This window comes from Acidaminococcus sp. (assembly GCA_022482815.1).
Taxonomy (GTDB): Bacteria; Bacillota; Negativicutes; order Acidaminococcales; family Acidaminococcaceae; genus Acidaminococcus.
This window is the reverse complement of sequence record JAKVOM010000001.1, coordinates 2,910,000-2,925,896: the sequence shown is the minus strand read 5'-3', so window position 1 is coordinate 2,925,896 and position 15,897 is coordinate 2,910,000. Positions and strand designations below refer to the sequence as shown.

Sequence of the window (15,897 nt, the reverse complement as noted above, 5' to 3'; positions counted from 1 at the left end):
ACCTTTCCTATGAGTCACATTCGGATATAAAGGTACGGGCTGTTTTAACAGTAGTTAAATGATTCCGTATTTAGGGCAGTAATTTCTAATTGACAAGACACCTAAATTGACATATGATATGACAAACGAAAGAACGTCGATCTACCATACGGCATTGAGATGATATAAATCATGCAGAAGTGAAGGAAATTAGCGGGAAACAATGGGAACCGGATCTTAAATTGAACCATGATTTATCCGTTTTGGTTTTAAGCTGGAGAAGGGGGCAGTAAGTATGAACGGCAGCGAAGGGTCAAAAAGACGTGAGAAAATAAAGGAAAAACTGAAGGAAACCAAGAAGCCGATTTCGGGCTCTGAATTAGCGAGGCGGCTGCACGTGAGCCGCCAGGTCATTGTGCAGGATATCGCTCTGCTTCGCGCTTCGGACGAGCCTATTCTTTCTACACCGCGGGGTTATCTTATCAAAGCGGAAGACGAACGCCGCGTACGTCGTTTTAAGGTGCACCATACGTTTGAGCAAATGGAAACGGAACTTAATATTTTTGTGGATGCCGGTGCCAAGGTGCGCAATGTAATTGTGGAACATCCTGTTTACGGGGTACTTGAAGGTAAACTGAACCTGTCGAGCCGGCGTGATGTCCGTCAGTTCATGAAAAAAATTGCGGCACATCCGGAAGCTTCTCTTATGAACATGGCAGACGGGGTCCATTACCATACGGTGGAAGCACCCAGTATGGATGCGCTGGATGAGATTCGGGACAATTTGGAAGCCGCAGGTATTTTATTTAAAGCATAGAAAAATGCGAAGGGGGAGAACTTGTTCCTTCATACTTTTGCTCATTTATATTAACTGGTAGTCAATATATGGTTGACAAAACAATACAATATCAGGGTATTGCGGACTAAGCATACTTTCTTTGTAATAAAATATACAATTTGTAAAATTATATTTGTTAACCGCTTTAGCTTATTGCAGTAAAAGTGTTATATTTAAACCAAAAATATAAATCCTTGGATAAAAATAAGCTGAATATATATATAATTATTAAAATTTAATAACAAATTAACTGATTTGTGTTATAATAAGCCCGAAAGTTCTGCAAAATCTTTGATAATTTTTGAATTTTTTCAATCACAGAACGATGTTATCAGAAATAATCAGGGCTAAGGGGGCATGAAGGAGGCTCGGGATTGTTAGAAGTTCAAAGATGACAGGAGGACACACCATGTTGGATACACGGATGCAGACGTTTCTAACGGTATGCACGACCATGAATTTCACGGCGGCGGCCCATAAACTGCATATTACGCAGCCTGCCGTTTCCCAGCATATCCATTATCTGGAAGATTATTACAAAGTTAAATTATTTACTTACAAGGGAAGAAAACTTCACTTGACTCCCAAAGGAGAGCTGCTTCGTAAAGCGGGAACCGCTATGATGAATGACGAAGCAGAATTATGGCGTCGGATGCAGGATCATCCGGAAAAACTCAAAATCGAATTCGGAGTGACAAAGACAATCGGGGAATATGTCATTGCCTCTCCGCTCGCACGGTTTATCCGCAAGCATCCTGACGCTTCTATTACGATGCGCATTGCCAACACGGAAGAGCTTGTGCAGGAAATCAAGGAGGGAAAAATCCAGTTTGCTCTGGTGGAAGGATACTTCGACCCTATGGAATTTGATTCTATGAGGTATCAGACCGTATCCTTTGTTCCTGTTTGTTCTGCAGCTCACCAATTCCAAAAAGAACCGCATTTTATGGCTGATCTTTTTAAGGAAAGACTCATTGTGCGGGAACCGGGGAGCGGCACGCGCCGCGTCCTGGAAAATCACCTGGCTATGATGGGATGCAAAATTTCCGACTTTTCCAGCGTGATTGAAGTAGGGGGGATGCATGCCATCCTTCAGCTTCTGGAAGAGGATGTGGGAGTTTCCTTCTTGTATGAAGCCGCTGCAGCCAGCCTGATCAGCGAAGGAAAATTGAAACGGATTCAGCTGCAGGATTTTTCTGTGCTGCATGACTTCACCTTTATCTGGGAAAAGGGCAGTATCTATGGAGACCGGTATCGCGCCATTTGTGTCGAGATTGGCGATTTGAAGAATATGAAGTAATGTAATGAAGGAGCTGTGAAACAATGCGTAATCATTGCTTTACAGCCCCTTTTAAGTTATATCAGTAATCTGTTATTCACAAGCTGCTGCAGAGTGGCCGCTTTTTCAAAACTTATGTAACTCTTACCCCAAAAGTCACCAGTCCTAAACTTATTTCTCTTTCGTCACGGTTTAGTCATGATTTTTCGGTAGAATAGAATCATGAAGGATTTTTAGAAAGGAGCGTCAGCCGTGAAAAAACAGTTTATTGCCGGTATACTGGCCGCCTCTCTTTTTGGTTTTGGCGGCGGGATGATGACAGCACAGGCTTTTGATATCGGATCGATATTGAAATTGGGCGGCATCTCTTATCTGGTGACCCGTTATGGGGATGAAATCAATACGTTCATTAACAAAATCTTTTCCCAGAAGGAAGTAGATACTGAATATGCGACTAAGGTAGTGCCTATCCTGAGCCTTGGCAGCGGGAGCTATATCGGAGCTGTACAGGTGGTAGGGCCTCAGTCACAAGTCGATAAGGTAAAAGCGGTAGGACAGCTCGAGTTTGGATTTAGTGATATAGCGCGTATCAAAGGGCTGATTCCGATTGACAGGCTTGCCATCTCTGACGTCAACCGTGTGGAAGGTGTCGGCGTATCCGCTGTCATTGATTTTAAACTATAGTTTTTGTCCCGATTTTCGGCAGGGTAGTACGGCCTTCGAACGGAATAAAAAAGGGGCTGTGAAACATGAGTGGTTATTGTTTCACAGCCCTTTTGAATTTACTTCATGTTCTTTTTTACCTGGTGCCATAGCAGCAGCGGGAGACCCAAATCAATCAGAATCGATACGATGCATAATTTAATATCGGCATAGGAGATAACCGGTTTCGACAGCCATTTATATACGGATAACAGGCAGGCTGCCACGGAAAGATAAGTCCAAAGCCACAGACCCTGACGCCGCTGCACAGTCTCGGGTCCGAAAAGGAAAATCAGGAGACTTGCCATCATACCAAAAATGACGGCCACCAGAAAAACGTTCATAAAGATGCTGCCGAAGGGATAAAGCAGGATGAAGCTCGCTGCCGCAAAGAGAAAGGCAGCCCACGCTGTAACGGCTACACCGCTTTCGGCTTGCTGATGATCCAGAATCACTTCGAGACGCCGGGCCGTACGCGGCCAGCGGCGGGCAAAACGTTTGAGCACTTCTTTGCGGATGACGGAAAGGTCTACGTGCTTTTTCTCTTTGGAAAGTTTTTCCAGCGTATCTACGTGGATTTCCATGAGCTTTGCTTCTTCCGGCGTTTCCGGACGAATTTCAAGCTGAGGGGCCAGACTATTTTCCGGATGGCGGACAATGTAGTTATAACCGATGACGGAAAAAGCAATGGCTCCAATCATATTCACAAAGAGATCTTTCATCGTGTCGATAATCCCGATATCAAGGTACCCACCATTTATGACGTAGGTGCTTCCGCTTTTCGTATAGATGACGGTACGTACGATGTCGGGAATTACCGTTGCTTTCTGGGCACTGTCAGTGTTGACGGCCAGCGTGCCGATTGTTTGGACAATGGTATCATTCTGCATATCCGCGTAAAAGAGTATATCGACGAAGAATTCGCAGAATTCCCAAAGAACACCGACTGTCATTGAAAAACAAAAAGCAGCAACCACTACATAGGTGGGAGAAAGATGAATCTTGGAACTATTTTTGTTAAGCAGATCAATGAGGGAAAAACCGACAGCGGCACAAAGGAATCCGTTCATGGTGTGCAGCATCGTGTCCCAGCCGGGAATCAGTACGTAAAAGCGCTGAATCTCTCCGAGAATAGCTGCCGCATAGATGAAAATATAGATTGTAGACTCAAACAGAACAGGAATCTCAATCTTAAAGTTTTCTTCGGCAAAGGCTGGAATGATGAACAAAATAAGAGCGAGAAGGCAGAGCGCCACGTTCTCATATTGTCCCAGGAAGAAGGAGATAACCATCGTCACGATGACGAGAAAACGCAGTACGGAATAAATCAGAAAGCGCCGGGGATCTGTTGCAATACGCAGCTGCAGGCGGCGAATGAGACGTCTTAGTTTTTGAAGTCGTTCTTGGTGAGACTTCCAGTGCATAACCATTTCACCTTCTCTGGACTATTATGTCATCATGATAAAAAGAGAATTCTCGATTGTCAACTGTCTGACACTATTTTAAAGTAAAACAGTAGTGTAAAAAAGAAAATTTGCCTGGCTGCAAACTAAGAATAATTTTGCACGCCTGTTGATAAATTCGTCAAGTTCACGCCAAAGTTGTATGATACTGGTGAGTATACAATTTTTTTCCAAAGGTGATTATCATGAAATTTGGTTTTCGTACGCCCAGTCTCAAAAGATCAATCAGTGCCCGGACAACGGGACGGCTGAAACGTTCCATTAAGAGAGCCGTCATTCCCGGTTACGGAAAGAAGGGCATGGGCATTCTTCACCCTAAAAAAGCACTATATAATAAAGTGTATCACAAGACCACATTTGGTCTGTCTGACCTTTTTAAGATTTTTAAGTAACCGGAGTTCCGGCATTCGCTTGTCACAGGCCGTAAGTTGCCAATCTTTCCATAGGAAGCAAATAGACAGGCAGCTTACAATGAAAAAAGTAGTTGTCATTTGTAATCTATCTCAAGCTTTGCCAAGGTGGTAGTTTGCACAATTGTACTAGCCACTGGCCACTAATCACTCTTATGTACTGGTCTTAATTGTGAAAAAATACGCATTTTATCATTTTTGCTTCTCTATTATGATAAAATGAAACTCAAGTAATGGTAGACAGCCGTGCGGCCGCATAGAGGCGATAGGCTGGAAAGGAGCAACCATGGAACTTCGCGTACTGCGTTATTTTCTGACGATAGCAAAAGAAGAAAATATTACACGGGCTGCACAGATCCTGCACATAACACAGCCGACGCTGTCGAGGCAGATTCAGCAGCTGGAAGTAGAACTCAAAGTGCAGCTCTTTCAGCGGGCTAAGCACCGGATTGTGCTGACAGAAGCCGGAATGCGGCTCAAGCTTCGGGCTCAGGATCTGGTGGATCTGGCGGAACGGACAAAAGAAGAAATGCTGCAGAAAGATGCTATTATTTCCGGGGAAATATCCATCGGCTGCGGCGAAACGCGGAATCTTGAGTTTTTGACGGAAGTGATGGAACAATTCCGTAGTATGTACCCCGAAGTTTATTTTACGATTTATACGGGTAATGCCGATGATGTCATCGCACGAATGGACAAGGGGCTGCTTGATTTCGGCGTGCTCATCGAACCGGTCGATATCAGCCGGTTCCAGTTTATCCGGATGCCGGAAGCCGATAAGTGGACCGTACTGATGCTCAAGACGCACCCGTTGGCGAAGAAAGAATTCGTCACGCCGGAAGATTTAATCCATGAAGATTTGATCCTTTCGGGACGCCGCAGCGTCAATAACCAATTGGAGCACTGGTTCGGACCGTATGCCGACCAATTGAAACCGGCTGCATTTATGAATCTTTCCCTCTTTAATAAGTGTGTGCTGGTGGAAAAAGGTCTCGGTTTAGCGCTGGGCCTTGATTTCAGTTATGTACCGGACAATATGGTCATGATACCGATGAAACCGGAAATCAGCAACGGAGCTTTTCTTGTCTGGAAGAAAAACTTGTACCTTTCTCCGACATTGGGACGTTTTACGGATGCAGTGCGGCGCCATTTGGCGGAGGTAGAAGCAAAGAAAGAATAAGGAAGGGGTCAAAGATGGATTTTCTGATGGTGGGCTGCGGCGGCGCTGTGGGGGCGGCTGCTCGTTACGCTATCACTCTGCTGCCATTTGGCGGTGATTTTCCGGTACTCACGCTCATTACAAATTTCCTGGGTGCTGTACTGATCGGCTTCTTGACAGGTCTTGCCGAAAGCCGCGGCGTATCGGCGCGGGGTATGCTTTTTTGGAAGACCGGTGTGTGCGGAGGATTCACTACTTTCTCCACTTTTTCCCTGGAGACGATGAATCTGTTCCGTCATGGAAAAAGCGGCATGGGAGCGCTCTATGTGGTATTGAGCGTAGGACTTTGTGCGGTTGGGGTCATGATCGGCTGGCTCTTGGGAAGGAAAATAAGCTGAGTGGTTTTTCGTGATGCCTGACCTGTTGTTCATGACCTTGCATCTAAAGCAAGAGGGTTCTTTCCTCTTTTCTTATAGGGTTCTTAATTAAATTCGAATTTTACATCCGGTAAAAATCGTGCCTATAATGGAACCATGTATAAGGAGGAATAGAAATGAATATTGGCTGCAGAATTATTAAGGATTTCGAGCGTCCGCCAAAAGAACTTGTCAGACGTTTCTATGATCTGGCTGTTTCTGACCTTGATGATACGATGAGTAAATTCGGGGCTGTCGATCACCGCATTCAGCCCATGCGTAAATACAACCGTTCCATGGTAGGAACGGCTTTCACGATTCGTCTGCCTCACGGGGATAACCTGATGTTCCGTGCGGCAATCCAGTATATAAAACGGGGTGACGTTGTCGTCATCGACGCCGGTGGTTTTGAAGACCGTGCTGTTGCCGGTGAAGTCACGGCTAAATACTGCCGCGCCCGCGGTGCAAAGGGACTTATTATCGATGGGGCTACCCGCGATTCCGCTGTGCTTTCCGAAATGGAAAACTTCCCTGTCTTTGTTCGTGCTATCAGCCCGAACGGTCCGTATTTTAACGGCCCGGGCGAAGTCAATGTACCGATTGTCGTCGGCGGACAGATTGTCTGCCCCGGTGATATTGTTGTTGCCGATTCCGACGGTATCGTGTTCATCAATCCTGCCAATGCCGAGGAAGTACTGGCGCAGTCTGTCAAGATTACGACCCGTGACCGGAAGAATCTGAAGGAGCTGGAAGAAACCGGTACCTGCAATCAGGACTGGGTGGAAGATAAACTGAAAGCCATCGGCTGTGAAATGGTCGACATAGCAAAGCCCTTCCGCAGTGATAACTGAGACGTCCGGAATTTAATACTGTTTTGTCCAAAAGGCTGCCGCGGTTTGCGGCGGCCTTTTGTTTTACTGTGTTCTTTCATTTTAAGAATTATTATGGAATTGAACGCCTTTTTCACACTTTTGTCGTTCTCTCACGTTTCAGGTTTGCTATAATAGGACGCGGCGAATCTTTTAAGCGCTAAGTAATAAAGAGATAGGAGATTGATTTATGGATAATCAGCAATCCCCCGGCTATCCGTACGGAATGCATGGCGACGAAGTACCGCGTCAGCAGCATCCTGCCGGAAGTCAGGGACAGAATTATAACGGCGGTCAGCCCTATGGACAATATTCAGGGGCCCGCCAAAATGGCGGCGGAAATGCCCATAATGAATATGGCAGGCAGCAAGACCCCGGCGGATATCCCAATGGTGGCAACAATCCCGGTCTGCCCGGTTATGGAACAAATGGGTATCATGGCTATGGCCAGCCGAATCCTAACGGAATGAGCCCGGAAGCGCAGGCCCAGGCTGCCGCTATGGCACGCATCAAGGCACAAAAGGAAGCCGAGGCTAAAGAAAAGGCAGAAGCAGAGCGCCGTAAAAAGAAAAGAAAACGGATGACTAAGCTGGCTGTCCTGGCTGTCATTATCGGTGCCATACTCGGCTGGTATTTCCTTTACTATACAAAGACCCCTTCCTATGCGGTCAAGCTCATCCAAAAATCTATTAATCAACATGATGCTGTGACTTTCCAGGAACATGTCGCCATGCCTGATGTGCTCTCCAAGGGATTCAGTGCCGTTCGTGAAGCAGAATGGGACAGTGGTGTGACCGATGCCTATACAGAAGAAGACAAACCTGAATATACCAAGCACATGGAGCAGGTCATCATGAATGGCGTCATGACGGGAGACTGGACCGATTCCTATAAGAAGACCAACCCGGATAAGGCCCTGCACGTTGACTGGGGCAGCCTGACACTAAAAGATGTTTCTTCTGACAAGGAACATGGGGATGAAGCCCTCGTCAATATTCGTCTGGATAATCCGGACGTCGGGACAGACACTTTGGTCCTCCGCATGAAAAAGAACCCCAAGGGTGACTGGCAGCTCGTTGAAATCATGAATCTCAAGTGGTATTACACGAAGATTCTCCAGCGCACTGTAAAGGACAAGAAAAAGACCGGTGATCCGATTATTGACAAAGCCCAGCAGACTTTTGAGGATATGAAGAAAACACCGGTAGGGCCTATCTATGAAATTATCAAGGAAAAAATCCTTGAAGAAGATTCGTCCAAGTCTCAGGGAGAAACCCAAAACGGGAAGCAGGGCGGTCAGCAAGAGCAGAAACCTTCCGCAAATGGCGGAACACCTTCGCTGGAAGAACAGCAGCAGGCACTGCAAAAAATTCTGAACCATCCTGTTTTCGGCAAACTGGCAGGCCTTCTGGTAGAACATCAGGATGAAATTATGGCCAAACTGGATGAACTGTCCAAAGCTGTTGACAGCGGTCAGGCAGATGCTGCTTTGCAGGAACAAATCAATAAATATCAAAACGAACTCGTTCGTCTCGGAAAAATCTTTGATTTTCTGACGAAGTTTATGTAACGAAATTAAGGGACTGTGAAATAATGCGTGTGCGTTATTTCACAGTCCCTTTTTCACTTTCCGCTATCCATCGGCCGCCTTTGGCGGCTATTTGTTTCTGACGGCGCTGATGCAAGATAGTCGTAAAAGGTACCCTTCTCACAGCCTAACTCCATCTCACACCTGTTTTTTCATTCTCTTTTTATGGACGGCACAAAAGATGGGTGTAGATGCAAGGAAGGCTGACTTAGGAACTCGAGATAATACAAAAATAGTATATCGAGTGGTTCCTAAGTCAGCCTGACACAGCAGATGCACCCATATTTTTGCGCCGGACGGAAAAAGTTTCCCTAAAAAAGCTCTCAGATAAGATGCGTGCGAGGCCAGCCGAGCACCAGATTATCTGAGGTGCTTTTCTTATACCTGTCCTTTGACAATCATTTCCACATACCTCCGGCACTCCTTAGTCGCATGCCAGTCGCCTTCATCATTTACAAAAAGCAGACCTTTATCCAGCATAGCTTTTCGGCATCCGAGACGTGTGAACCCTTTTGAAGCCATGTAGCTTTGTACCAGTGTCAGAGGTTCCATTGTAAGTCCCTTAAGATAGGCATTCTGCTTTTCCTTCATACCATTTTCCACGGCATTCGTAATGCCGTGAAAGATTTTCCCGAAAATGGAAGTGGATCCCTGGCGCTCCGGATGGCTCCGGAAATTTTCCCTCATACCGGGACCTTTTTCACGGGCAAGCCTCCGGTCATATTCCGCACGTTTTACCGGATCGGAAAGCACGCCATAGGCAGCGTTTACGGTTGACATCATCTGCTGCCGGTCGGCACCTTTATAGACATCGGGATGATATTTTTTGGCCAGAGCCCGGTAAGCGGCCCGGATAACTTCCGGAGAAGCCGTTTCCGATACCTCTAAAAGTTCATAGTAATTCATATATTCATTCACCCTCACGGATAGTTTCATAGTTTATTTTTCATATTATATCACTGCTTCCTGGGGAGGTACCAGTACTATTGTGCTGCCGGGTGATTCACAAAATAAATACATAAGACTATCTTATGTAATGATAATAAAACATTGTTTTTATTTATTAGAAAAATGGGCTACAATAAGCAAAGATTTTATCTCGTAAGGAAGGTGCTTTTTCGTGAACGCTAAATTCCCCGGTATTCTTCTCTGTCTTGTGATCGCTGTTCCAGCCTGGCTGCTCGGAAAGCTTTTTCCTATTATCGGCGGTCCTATTATTGCCATCATCTTTGGCATGATCGCAGCTCCTCTGATTAAAAATAGGGAGCGCGTCGGTGCCGGTATTTCTTTTACGTCAAAATATATCCTGCAGACGGCAGTCGTGCTGCTGGGGGTTGGCCTGAATCTCGGCATTGTCCTGGCAACCGGCCGGCAGTCTCTTCCCATTATTGTCTGCACAATTTCAACTTCGCTGATTATTGCCTATGTGCTTCAGAAGGCCATGGATGTGGATTCCAATAAAGCCATCCTGATCGGCGTCGGTTCTTCCATCTGCGGTGGTTCTGCTATTGCAGCTACCGCACCCGTCATCCATGCCAACGATGAGGAAGTCGCACAGGCCATGTCCACCATTTTCTTCTTCAATGTACTGGCCGCCATTTTCTTTCCCATGCTGGGGACAGCGCTCGGCATGGATACGCTCTCCGGGGAAGGATTCGGAATTTTTGCCGGAACGGCAGTCAATGATACTTCTTCAGTGACGGCGACGGCAGCAACCTGGGACAGCATGTGGAACCTGGGCACACAGACGCTTGATAAGGCTGTGACGGTGAAATTGACTCGTACGCTCGCAATTATCCCGATTACAGTCATTCTTGCCTGGTATCGTTCCCGCAAGGCGCAGACGGGTTCTGAAGGCGTCTCCGTAAAGAGTGTATTCCCGATGTTTATTCTTTACTTTGTTATCGCTTCCATCATTACGACGGTTTGTTCCGGCATGGGAGTGCCTGCCTCGTTCTTTGCACCGCTCAAAACGCTGAGCAAATTTTTCATTGTCCTCGCTATGGCTGCTATCGGTCTCAATACAAACCTTGTGACGCTCATCAAAAAAGGCGGCAAGCCTATTTTCCTGGGAGCTTGCTGCTGGCTGGGCATTACAGTCATGAGTCTGTTTATGCAGCATGTGATGGGATTGTGGTAGTATGCAGCACGCATGATTGTCGGCTTAAAAAAAGCATCTGGTCCAATAGAGCCCTCGAGTTTCGGGCGTCTATTGGACCAGATTTTTTTGGAAATGAAAGGCGCCTTTGGCTTTTGGCCTATGGCATATAGCCTTGTTTGCAGCAGTGTGGTAAAGCTTTTGATTCAAATAAAGGAATAAAGACCTAAAATTTAGCAGATAACCTAAATTTCAGGTCTTATTTTTATAAGTTCGTAGAAAAATGTTTTGTCATTTTTCTTCCACGGGCGAGATACGGACGGCGGGCTGCGGAAAGCGTGAAAAAGGGGCTGTGAAAAATGATTTCATTATTTCACAGCCCCTTTACTTGTAACTGCAGGTGCTTTTTACAACATAATGTACTTGCCAATAAAAAGCAGCGTCAAAACATACATCAGCGGACTGATCTTATATCCATGCCCTGTCAGGAGGTTCAAGATCGTGTAGGAAATGACACCAAAGGAAATACCTTCGGAAATACTGTAGCAGAACGGCATCGCAATAATAGCGATGTAGGCAGGAATGGCTTCGGACAGATCCGTCATATCAATTTTTGTGATGGAAGAGAACATCAGGAAGCCGACAACAATCAGAGCCGGAGCCGTTGCAAAGGACGGGATAGCCATAAAGAACGGGGAGAGGAACAGGGAAAGTACGAAGAGCACTGATACAGTGACTGCAGTCAGTCCCGTGCGGCCGCCTTCAGCTACACCGGCGGCGCTTTCCACGAAGGTTGTAACCGTACTGGTTCCCATGAGAGCACCGGCGCACGTAGCACAGGAGTCAGCCATCAGGGCGCCCTTGATATGCGGCAGACGGCCGTCTTTGTCAAGCATGTTGCTCTTGGAAGCTACGCCGATGAGCGTACCCAGGGTATCAAACAGATCGACAAAGAGGAAAGCAAAGATAACGGCAAAGAAATCAAGGGAGAAGACGCGGGTAAAATCGAGCTGTCCCCAGACCGGCATGGGATTCAAAGGAACAAAAGCAGCAGCCCCGCCGGAAAAATCGGGAAATACGCTGAAAGCGCCCAGCTTCGGATTTGGTACATACAAGCCGGTGGCCTGGCAGATCATGCCGAGGACCCAGGTACCGAGAATACCAAAAAGAATATTGCCGCGGACATTTTTAATCATGAGATAGGCCGTAAAAAGGATGCCGATAAGGGCGATGACGACGGTGATGCCGACACTGTGGAAGGAACCGTCAGCCATGGATTTTGTAAAGGAAAACAGGGAAACTTTGGTGGCGGGGTTCGCGACGACAATCTTTGCATTTAACAGACCGATGAAAGCAATAAACAAACCAATGCCGACGGAAATCGCTTTTTTAAGCGTCAGCGGAATTGCATTGAAGATAGCTTCGCGAATGTTGGTCAAGGACAGCAGGATGAAGACAACACCTTCGACAAAGACAGCAGCCAGTGCCATTTGCCAGGAGTAGCCCATCTGCAGTACTACGGTGTAGGCAAAGTAGGCATTAAGCCCCATGCCGGGCGCCAGTGCAAAGGGATAATTGGCAAAGATGGCCATGAAGAGAGTGCCCAGGGCAGAAGCGAGCGCTGTCGTCGTGAGCAGGGCTCCTTTGTCCATACCGGTGGCACTCAGAATGGACGGGTTGACGATGAGAATGTAAGCCATCGTCATGAAGGTAGTAATTCCGGCAACGATTTCCGTTCGTGCGGAAGTGTGGTTTTCCTTTAGATGGAAAACACGGTCTAACATTTCTTCCATGGATGATCTTCCTTTCTTCTGGGAAACACGTCAGCATCTTCGTGTTTCAACTGGGGGTAACACATCTATATTAACGCTTTCAGCGTTTTTGCTTGTTCCAGAACGTACGGAATCTGGCGAGCATTTCTTTCTGGCTGAGGCGTGCCGGCCACAGTTCTTCCTCATCGGAATGGCGGAGGGCCGAAGCCATGTGATCGTAAAAATGCGGAATCTTCTTTTCCAATTCGACGGCCAGCTCCTTCATGTCCTGACGTTCCGTATGGCCGTCGTAGGGACAGGGATTCTTGAGCGGTTTCAATCCGATTGCTTTCCCGTTCGCGATAATTTCGGATTCTCTGTAAAAAAGAAGCGGACGGATGACCGTAATCCCTGTTTTGGTGAGGTACGTAACCGGCAGAAATGTTTTGTTCTGACCGGACTGGAACAGATTCAGCATGAGCGTTTCTACGGCATCGTCATTATGGTGAGCCAGGGCTACTTTATTGCAGTGCAGCTCTTTTGCTTTGCGGTTCATGGCGGCGCGGCGGAAATAGGCACAGGAGAAACACGGTGTGTTGCCGCGGTGTCCCCAGACTTCTTCCACATTGACCTGTTCGGAATAATGCTTCAGATGAAACTGGCTGCAGAAGGCTTCCAGTTCCTTTTTGGGAAAATCCGGGGCAAACATGCCGTCCATGGTGTAACACATGAGCTCAAAATGACGCGGACTGTGCCTCTGGATTTCGGCGAGGGCCGCAGTCAGGAACATGCTGTCCTTGCCGCCGGAAAGACCGATTAAAATCCGGTCGCCCTCTTCAATCATATTGAATTCGATGATAGCCCGCCACATTTTATTCAAAAAATCGGCAGGAACATATGCTTTTCCGGACATCTTATAACCTCTGACAAAAAAATTACGGAAAAAACAGTCATAAGCAGCGGGCGTGTCCTATCCATTACCCACTATCCTCTTGACTATTCTTAACGGATTCTTCCATTATAGCAAAAATTGAGTGAATCTGTTAGAATGTTAGGGACAAAATAGAAGAATCGAGGAAAAAATGGAAGATTTATTAGCTTCTTTGAACGAACAACAGGCGAAGGCTGTGAAACAAATAGCCGGGCCTCTTTTAATTTTGGCCGGAGCCGGCAGCGGCAAGACCAAGGTACTGACGACGCGAATCGCTTATCTGCTACAGCATGGCGTCGCTCCCTACAATATTCTCGCGATTACCTTTACGAATAAGGCGGCAAAGGAAATGCGGCAGCGCGTCGATGCGCTTGTCGGGCCGGCTGCGAAGGATGTATGGCTGTATACTTTTCACGGTTTCTGCAACCAGGTGCTGCGCAGGGAAGTCAAGCACCTCAGCCCTTACTCCAGTGGATTTTCCATTTATGATACGACGGACTGCAAGAATGTGCTGAAAGAATCCTTGAAAGCACTCAACCTGGATGAGAAATTTTATCCCATCAACAGTCTGATGTCGACTATTTCAAATGCCAAGAATGCCCGCATTGACGCCAACCAGTTCGAACGGCTGGCCGATGATTTTCATCAGAAGAAGGTTGCCGAAGTATATCAGGAATATACAAAACGTCTCGTCGCCAGCAACGCGGTGGACTTTGATGATCTGCTTTTGCTTACGGTCAACCTGCTGCAGCGCGACAAGGAAGTCCGGGAGAAGTACCAGCAGCGGTTCCATTATGTCATGATTGACGAATATCAGGACACGAACCACGTCCAGTACATGCTCGCCAAGCTTCTGAGCGCACCGGAAAATAATCTCTGTGCTGTCGGCGATATTGATCAGAGTATTTATGGCTGGCGCGGCGCTGATATCAGCAATATCCTTGATTTTGAAAAGGACTATCCGAACGCCAGAATCTTCAAATTGGAACAGAATTATCGCTCTACGCAGGTCATTCTGGACGCGGCAAACGAAGTCATTAAACACAATTCGGCCCGCCGCCCGAAGAATCTCTGGACGGATAACGGCAACGGGAAACCCATCGTCTATTTTCAGGCCTTCAACGACCGCAACGAGGCAGATTTTGTCGTCCATAATATCCGTAGCCTGCGCGGCGAAGGGTTCAAATACGGCGATATGGCCGTGCTGTACCGGACCAACGCGCAGTCCCGTATGTTTGAAGAGACGCTGATCAAAAACGGCGTGCCTTATATCATGGTCGGGAGTCTTAAATTCTACGACCGTAAGGAAATCAAGGATACCTTGTCTTATCTGCGCGTTCTGGTCAACGGACACGATATCCAGGCCATGGAACGCATTATTAACGAACCGAAGCGGGGTATCGGCGCGGCTTCCGTCGTGAAGCTCAAAGGCTTTTTGAGCCAGACGCCGCTGACGCTCGGTGAAATCGTGGCGAATCCTGCCGTGCAGCCTGTCCTGGGACGAGCTTACGGGAAAATTACCGCTTTCAGTCAGATGATGGACGAGCTCCGGGCCAAAAAAGACGTTCTTTCCGTAAAGGAATTGATGGATGAAGTGCTTAAGAAGACGGGGTATCTGGAGGCACTGGAAACGGAAAATTCGGAGCAGTCCAAAGGAAGAATCGAAAACCTTCAGGAACTCATGCGGATTGCCGATGAATTTGTGAATGATGACAGCGATGAAACCAGTAAGACATTGGAAGACTTCCTGAATCATGTCGCCCTGGTTTCGGATATTGATGATGCCAAACTGAGCCAGGACAGCGTTACGCTCATGACATTGCACTCAGCTAAGGGACTGGAATTTCCGGTCGTCTTTATGGCAGGCATGGAAGAAGGTCTGTTCCCGAGCCAGCGCTCGCTGGACGATGACGAAAAACTGGAAGAAGAGCGGCGTCTTTGCTACGTCGGAATTACGCGGGCCAAAAAGCGCCTTTTCCTGACAAGCTGCCGCAGCCGCATGGTGTACGGACGGACCGTCATGTATCCGCCGTCCCGTTTCCTTCAGGAAATTCCGCGGAACCTTATCGAAAATGCCGTGCCGACGACGCACAGCTCCTATGAGGGTCAGAGCCGTTGGGGAGGCGGAGAAAGCGTTCACCGTGACCGGTTCCAGTCGGGACTGCGCAACATTGTCCAAAGACGCAGCGGTGGGATTTTAGGAAATCCGCCGCCCAAACGCGGTGGATTCGTACCGGAAGGCGACGCGCCGACAGATTTTGTGCCGGGCGATAAAGTGCGGCACAAGGCGTGGGGCGTAGGAACCATCATCTCCGCCAAACCGGATCCCGACGGACAGGTTGTCAAAGTGGCCTTCCCGGGCGCGGGCATCAAAACGATTCTTACGAAATATAAAGTTTTGCAGAAAGCATAAG

14 protein-coding genes are annotated in these 15,897 nt (G+C 47.4%); 10 read left to right on the top strand and 4 right to left on the bottom strand.

Annotated elements, in window-relative coordinates; translation table 11 throughout:
- The first annotated feature begins 274 nt into the window (after window positions 1–274).
- The 3 genes from LKE33_12625 (at window position 275) to LKE33_12615 (ending at window position 2,780) form a co-directional block, all read left to right on the top strand.
- Window positions 275–796: a transcription repressor NadR gene (locus LKE33_12625; GenBank protein MCH3951758.1), complete on the top strand. Its 522-nt coding sequence runs from the start codon at window positions 275–277 to the stop codon at window positions 794–796.
- A gap of 430 nt (window positions 797–1,226) precedes the next feature.
- Window positions 1,227–2,117, top strand: coding sequence for a LysR family transcriptional regulator (locus tag LKE33_12620; GenBank protein MCH3951757.1), 891 nt, complete (start codon window positions 1,227–1,229; stop codon window positions 2,115–2,117).
- A gap of 231 nt (window positions 2,118–2,348) precedes the next feature.
- Window positions 2,349–2,780 carry a hypothetical protein gene (locus tag LKE33_12615; GenBank protein MCH3951756.1) on the top strand — a complete coding sequence of 144 codons (432 nt, stop codon included), beginning with the start codon at window positions 2,349–2,351 and terminating at the stop codon, window positions 2,778–2,780.
- A 98-nt stretch (window positions 2,781–2,878) separates the two neighbouring features.
- Here the strand turns inward: LKE33_12615 and LKE33_12610 are convergent, their stop codons facing one another.
- The gene (locus LKE33_12610; GenBank protein ID MCH3951755.1) at window positions 2,879–4,222 is read right to left on the bottom strand and encodes a hypothetical protein; all 1,344 of its coding nucleotides are present in this window, start codon (window positions 4,220–4,222) and stop codon (window positions 2,879–2,881) included.
- A 224-nt stretch (window positions 4,223–4,446) separates the two neighbouring features.
- Here LKE33_12610 and LKE33_12605 point away from each other — a divergent pair, with 224 nt between their 5' ends.
- The 5 genes from LKE33_12605 to LKE33_12585 all read left to right on the top strand — a co-directional run bounded on the left by LKE33_12605 (window position 4,447) and on the right by LKE33_12585 (window position 8,685).
- Window positions 4,447–4,653 carry a hypothetical protein gene (locus LKE33_12605; protein MCH3951754.1) on the top strand — a complete coding sequence of 69 codons (207 nt, stop codon included), beginning with the start codon at window positions 4,447–4,449 and terminating at the stop codon, window positions 4,651–4,653.
- Between the two features lie 304 nt (window positions 4,654–4,957).
- Window positions 4,958–5,851 carry a LysR family transcriptional regulator gene (locus LKE33_12600; protein MCH3951753.1) on the top strand — a complete coding sequence of 298 codons (894 nt, stop codon included), beginning with the start codon at window positions 4,958–4,960 and terminating at the stop codon, window positions 5,849–5,851.
- A gap of 14 nt (window positions 5,852–5,865) precedes the next feature.
- Window positions 5,866–6,228 (top strand): fluoride efflux transporter CrcB, encoded by a 363-nt coding sequence (gene crcB / locus LKE33_12595; GenBank protein ID MCH3951752.1) that lies wholly within the window; start codon window positions 5,866–5,868, stop codon window positions 6,226–6,228.
- Between the two features lie 155 nt (window positions 6,229–6,383).
- Window positions 6,384–7,097, top strand: a complete 714-nt coding sequence (locus LKE33_12590) for an RraA family protein (protein ID MCH3951751.1) — start codon at window positions 6,384–6,386, stop codon at window positions 7,095–7,097.
- A 208-nt stretch (window positions 7,098–7,305) separates the two neighbouring features.
- The gene (locus LKE33_12585; protein ID MCH3951750.1) at window positions 7,306–8,685 is read left to right on the top strand and encodes a hypothetical protein; all 1,380 of its coding nucleotides are present in this window, start codon (window positions 7,306–7,308) and stop codon (window positions 8,683–8,685) included.
- 396 nt (window positions 8,686–9,081) lie between these two features.
- Here LKE33_12585 and LKE33_12580 read toward each other — a convergent pair whose 3' ends face one another.
- Window positions 9,082–9,609, bottom strand: coding sequence for a DnaJ domain-containing protein (locus tag LKE33_12580; protein MCH3951749.1), 528 nt, complete (start codon window positions 9,607–9,609; stop codon window positions 9,082–9,084).
- Window positions 9,610–9,823: 214 nt separating this feature from the next.
- On the opposite strand from LKE33_12580, the gene LKE33_12575 reads away from it, so the two are divergent.
- Window positions 9,824–10,843: a YeiH family protein gene (locus LKE33_12575; protein ID MCH3951748.1), complete on the top strand. Its 1,020-nt coding sequence runs from the start codon at window positions 9,824–9,826 to the stop codon at window positions 10,841–10,843.
- A gap of 365 nt (window positions 10,844–11,208) precedes the next feature.
- Here the strand turns inward: LKE33_12575 and LKE33_12570 are convergent, their stop codons facing one another.
- Together LKE33_12570 and LKE33_12565 are read right to left on the bottom strand one after the other, a co-directional pair.
- Window positions 11,209–12,594 carry an NCS2 family permease gene (locus tag LKE33_12570; protein MCH3951747.1) on the bottom strand — a complete coding sequence of 462 codons (1,386 nt, stop codon included), beginning with the start codon at window positions 12,592–12,594 and terminating at the stop codon, window positions 11,209–11,211.
- Between the two features lie 79 nt (window positions 12,595–12,673).
- Window positions 12,674–13,465 carry a tRNA 2-thiocytidine biosynthesis TtcA family protein gene (locus LKE33_12565; protein ID MCH3951746.1) on the bottom strand — a complete coding sequence of 264 codons (792 nt, stop codon included), beginning with the start codon at window positions 13,463–13,465 and terminating at the stop codon, window positions 12,674–12,676.
- A gap of 169 nt (window positions 13,466–13,634) precedes the next feature.
- Between LKE33_12565 and pcrA the strand changes: the two genes are divergently transcribed.
- Window positions 13,635–15,896, top strand: coding sequence for a DNA helicase PcrA (pcrA, locus tag LKE33_12560; GenBank protein MCH3951745.1), 2,262 nt, complete (start codon window positions 13,635–13,637; stop codon window positions 15,894–15,896).
- Window position 15,897: the final 1 nt, after the last annotated feature.

Excerpts from the sequence above, each read along its gene's own strand:
- LKE33_12625 (MCH3951758.1), top strand. The coding sequence starts at position 275 with ATGAACGGCAGCGAAGGGTCAAAAAGACGTGAGAAAATAAAGGAAAAA.
- LKE33_12620 (MCH3951757.1), top strand. The coding sequence starts at position 1,227 with ATGTTGGATACACGGATGCAGACGTTTCTAACGGTATGCACGACCATG.
- LKE33_12610 (MCH3951755.1), bottom strand. The coding sequence starts at position 4,222 with ATGCACTGGAAGTCTCACCAAGAACGACTTCAAAAACTAAGACGTCTC.
- LKE33_12605 (MCH3951754.1), top strand. The coding sequence starts at position 4,447 with ATGAAATTTGGTTTTCGTACGCCCAGTCTCAAAAGATCAATCAGTGCC.
- LKE33_12600 (MCH3951753.1), top strand. The coding sequence starts at position 4,958 with ATGGAACTTCGCGTACTGCGTTATTTTCTGACGATAGCAAAAGAAGAA.
- crcB (MCH3951752.1), top strand. The coding sequence starts at position 5,866 with ATGGATTTTCTGATGGTGGGCTGCGGCGGCGCTGTGGGGGCGGCTGCT.
- LKE33_12590 (MCH3951751.1), top strand. The coding sequence starts at position 6,384 with ATGAATATTGGCTGCAGAATTATTAAGGATTTCGAGCGTCCGCCAAAA.
- LKE33_12585 (MCH3951750.1), top strand. The coding sequence starts at position 7,306 with ATGGATAATCAGCAATCCCCCGGCTATCCGTACGGAATGCATGGCGAC.
- LKE33_12580 (MCH3951749.1), bottom strand. The coding sequence starts at position 9,609 with ATGAATTACTATGAACTTTTAGAGGTATCGGAAACGGCTTCTCCGGAA.
- LKE33_12570 (MCH3951747.1), bottom strand. The coding sequence starts at position 12,594 with ATGGAAGAAATGTTAGACCGTGTTTTCCATCTAAAGGAAAACCACACT.
- LKE33_12565 (MCH3951746.1), bottom strand. The coding sequence starts at position 13,465 with ATGTCCGGAAAAGCATATGTTCCTGCCGATTTTTTGAATAAAATGTGG.
- pcrA (MCH3951745.1), top strand. The coding sequence starts at position 13,635 with ATGGAAGATTTATTAGCTTCTTTGAACGAACAACAGGCGAAGGCTGTG.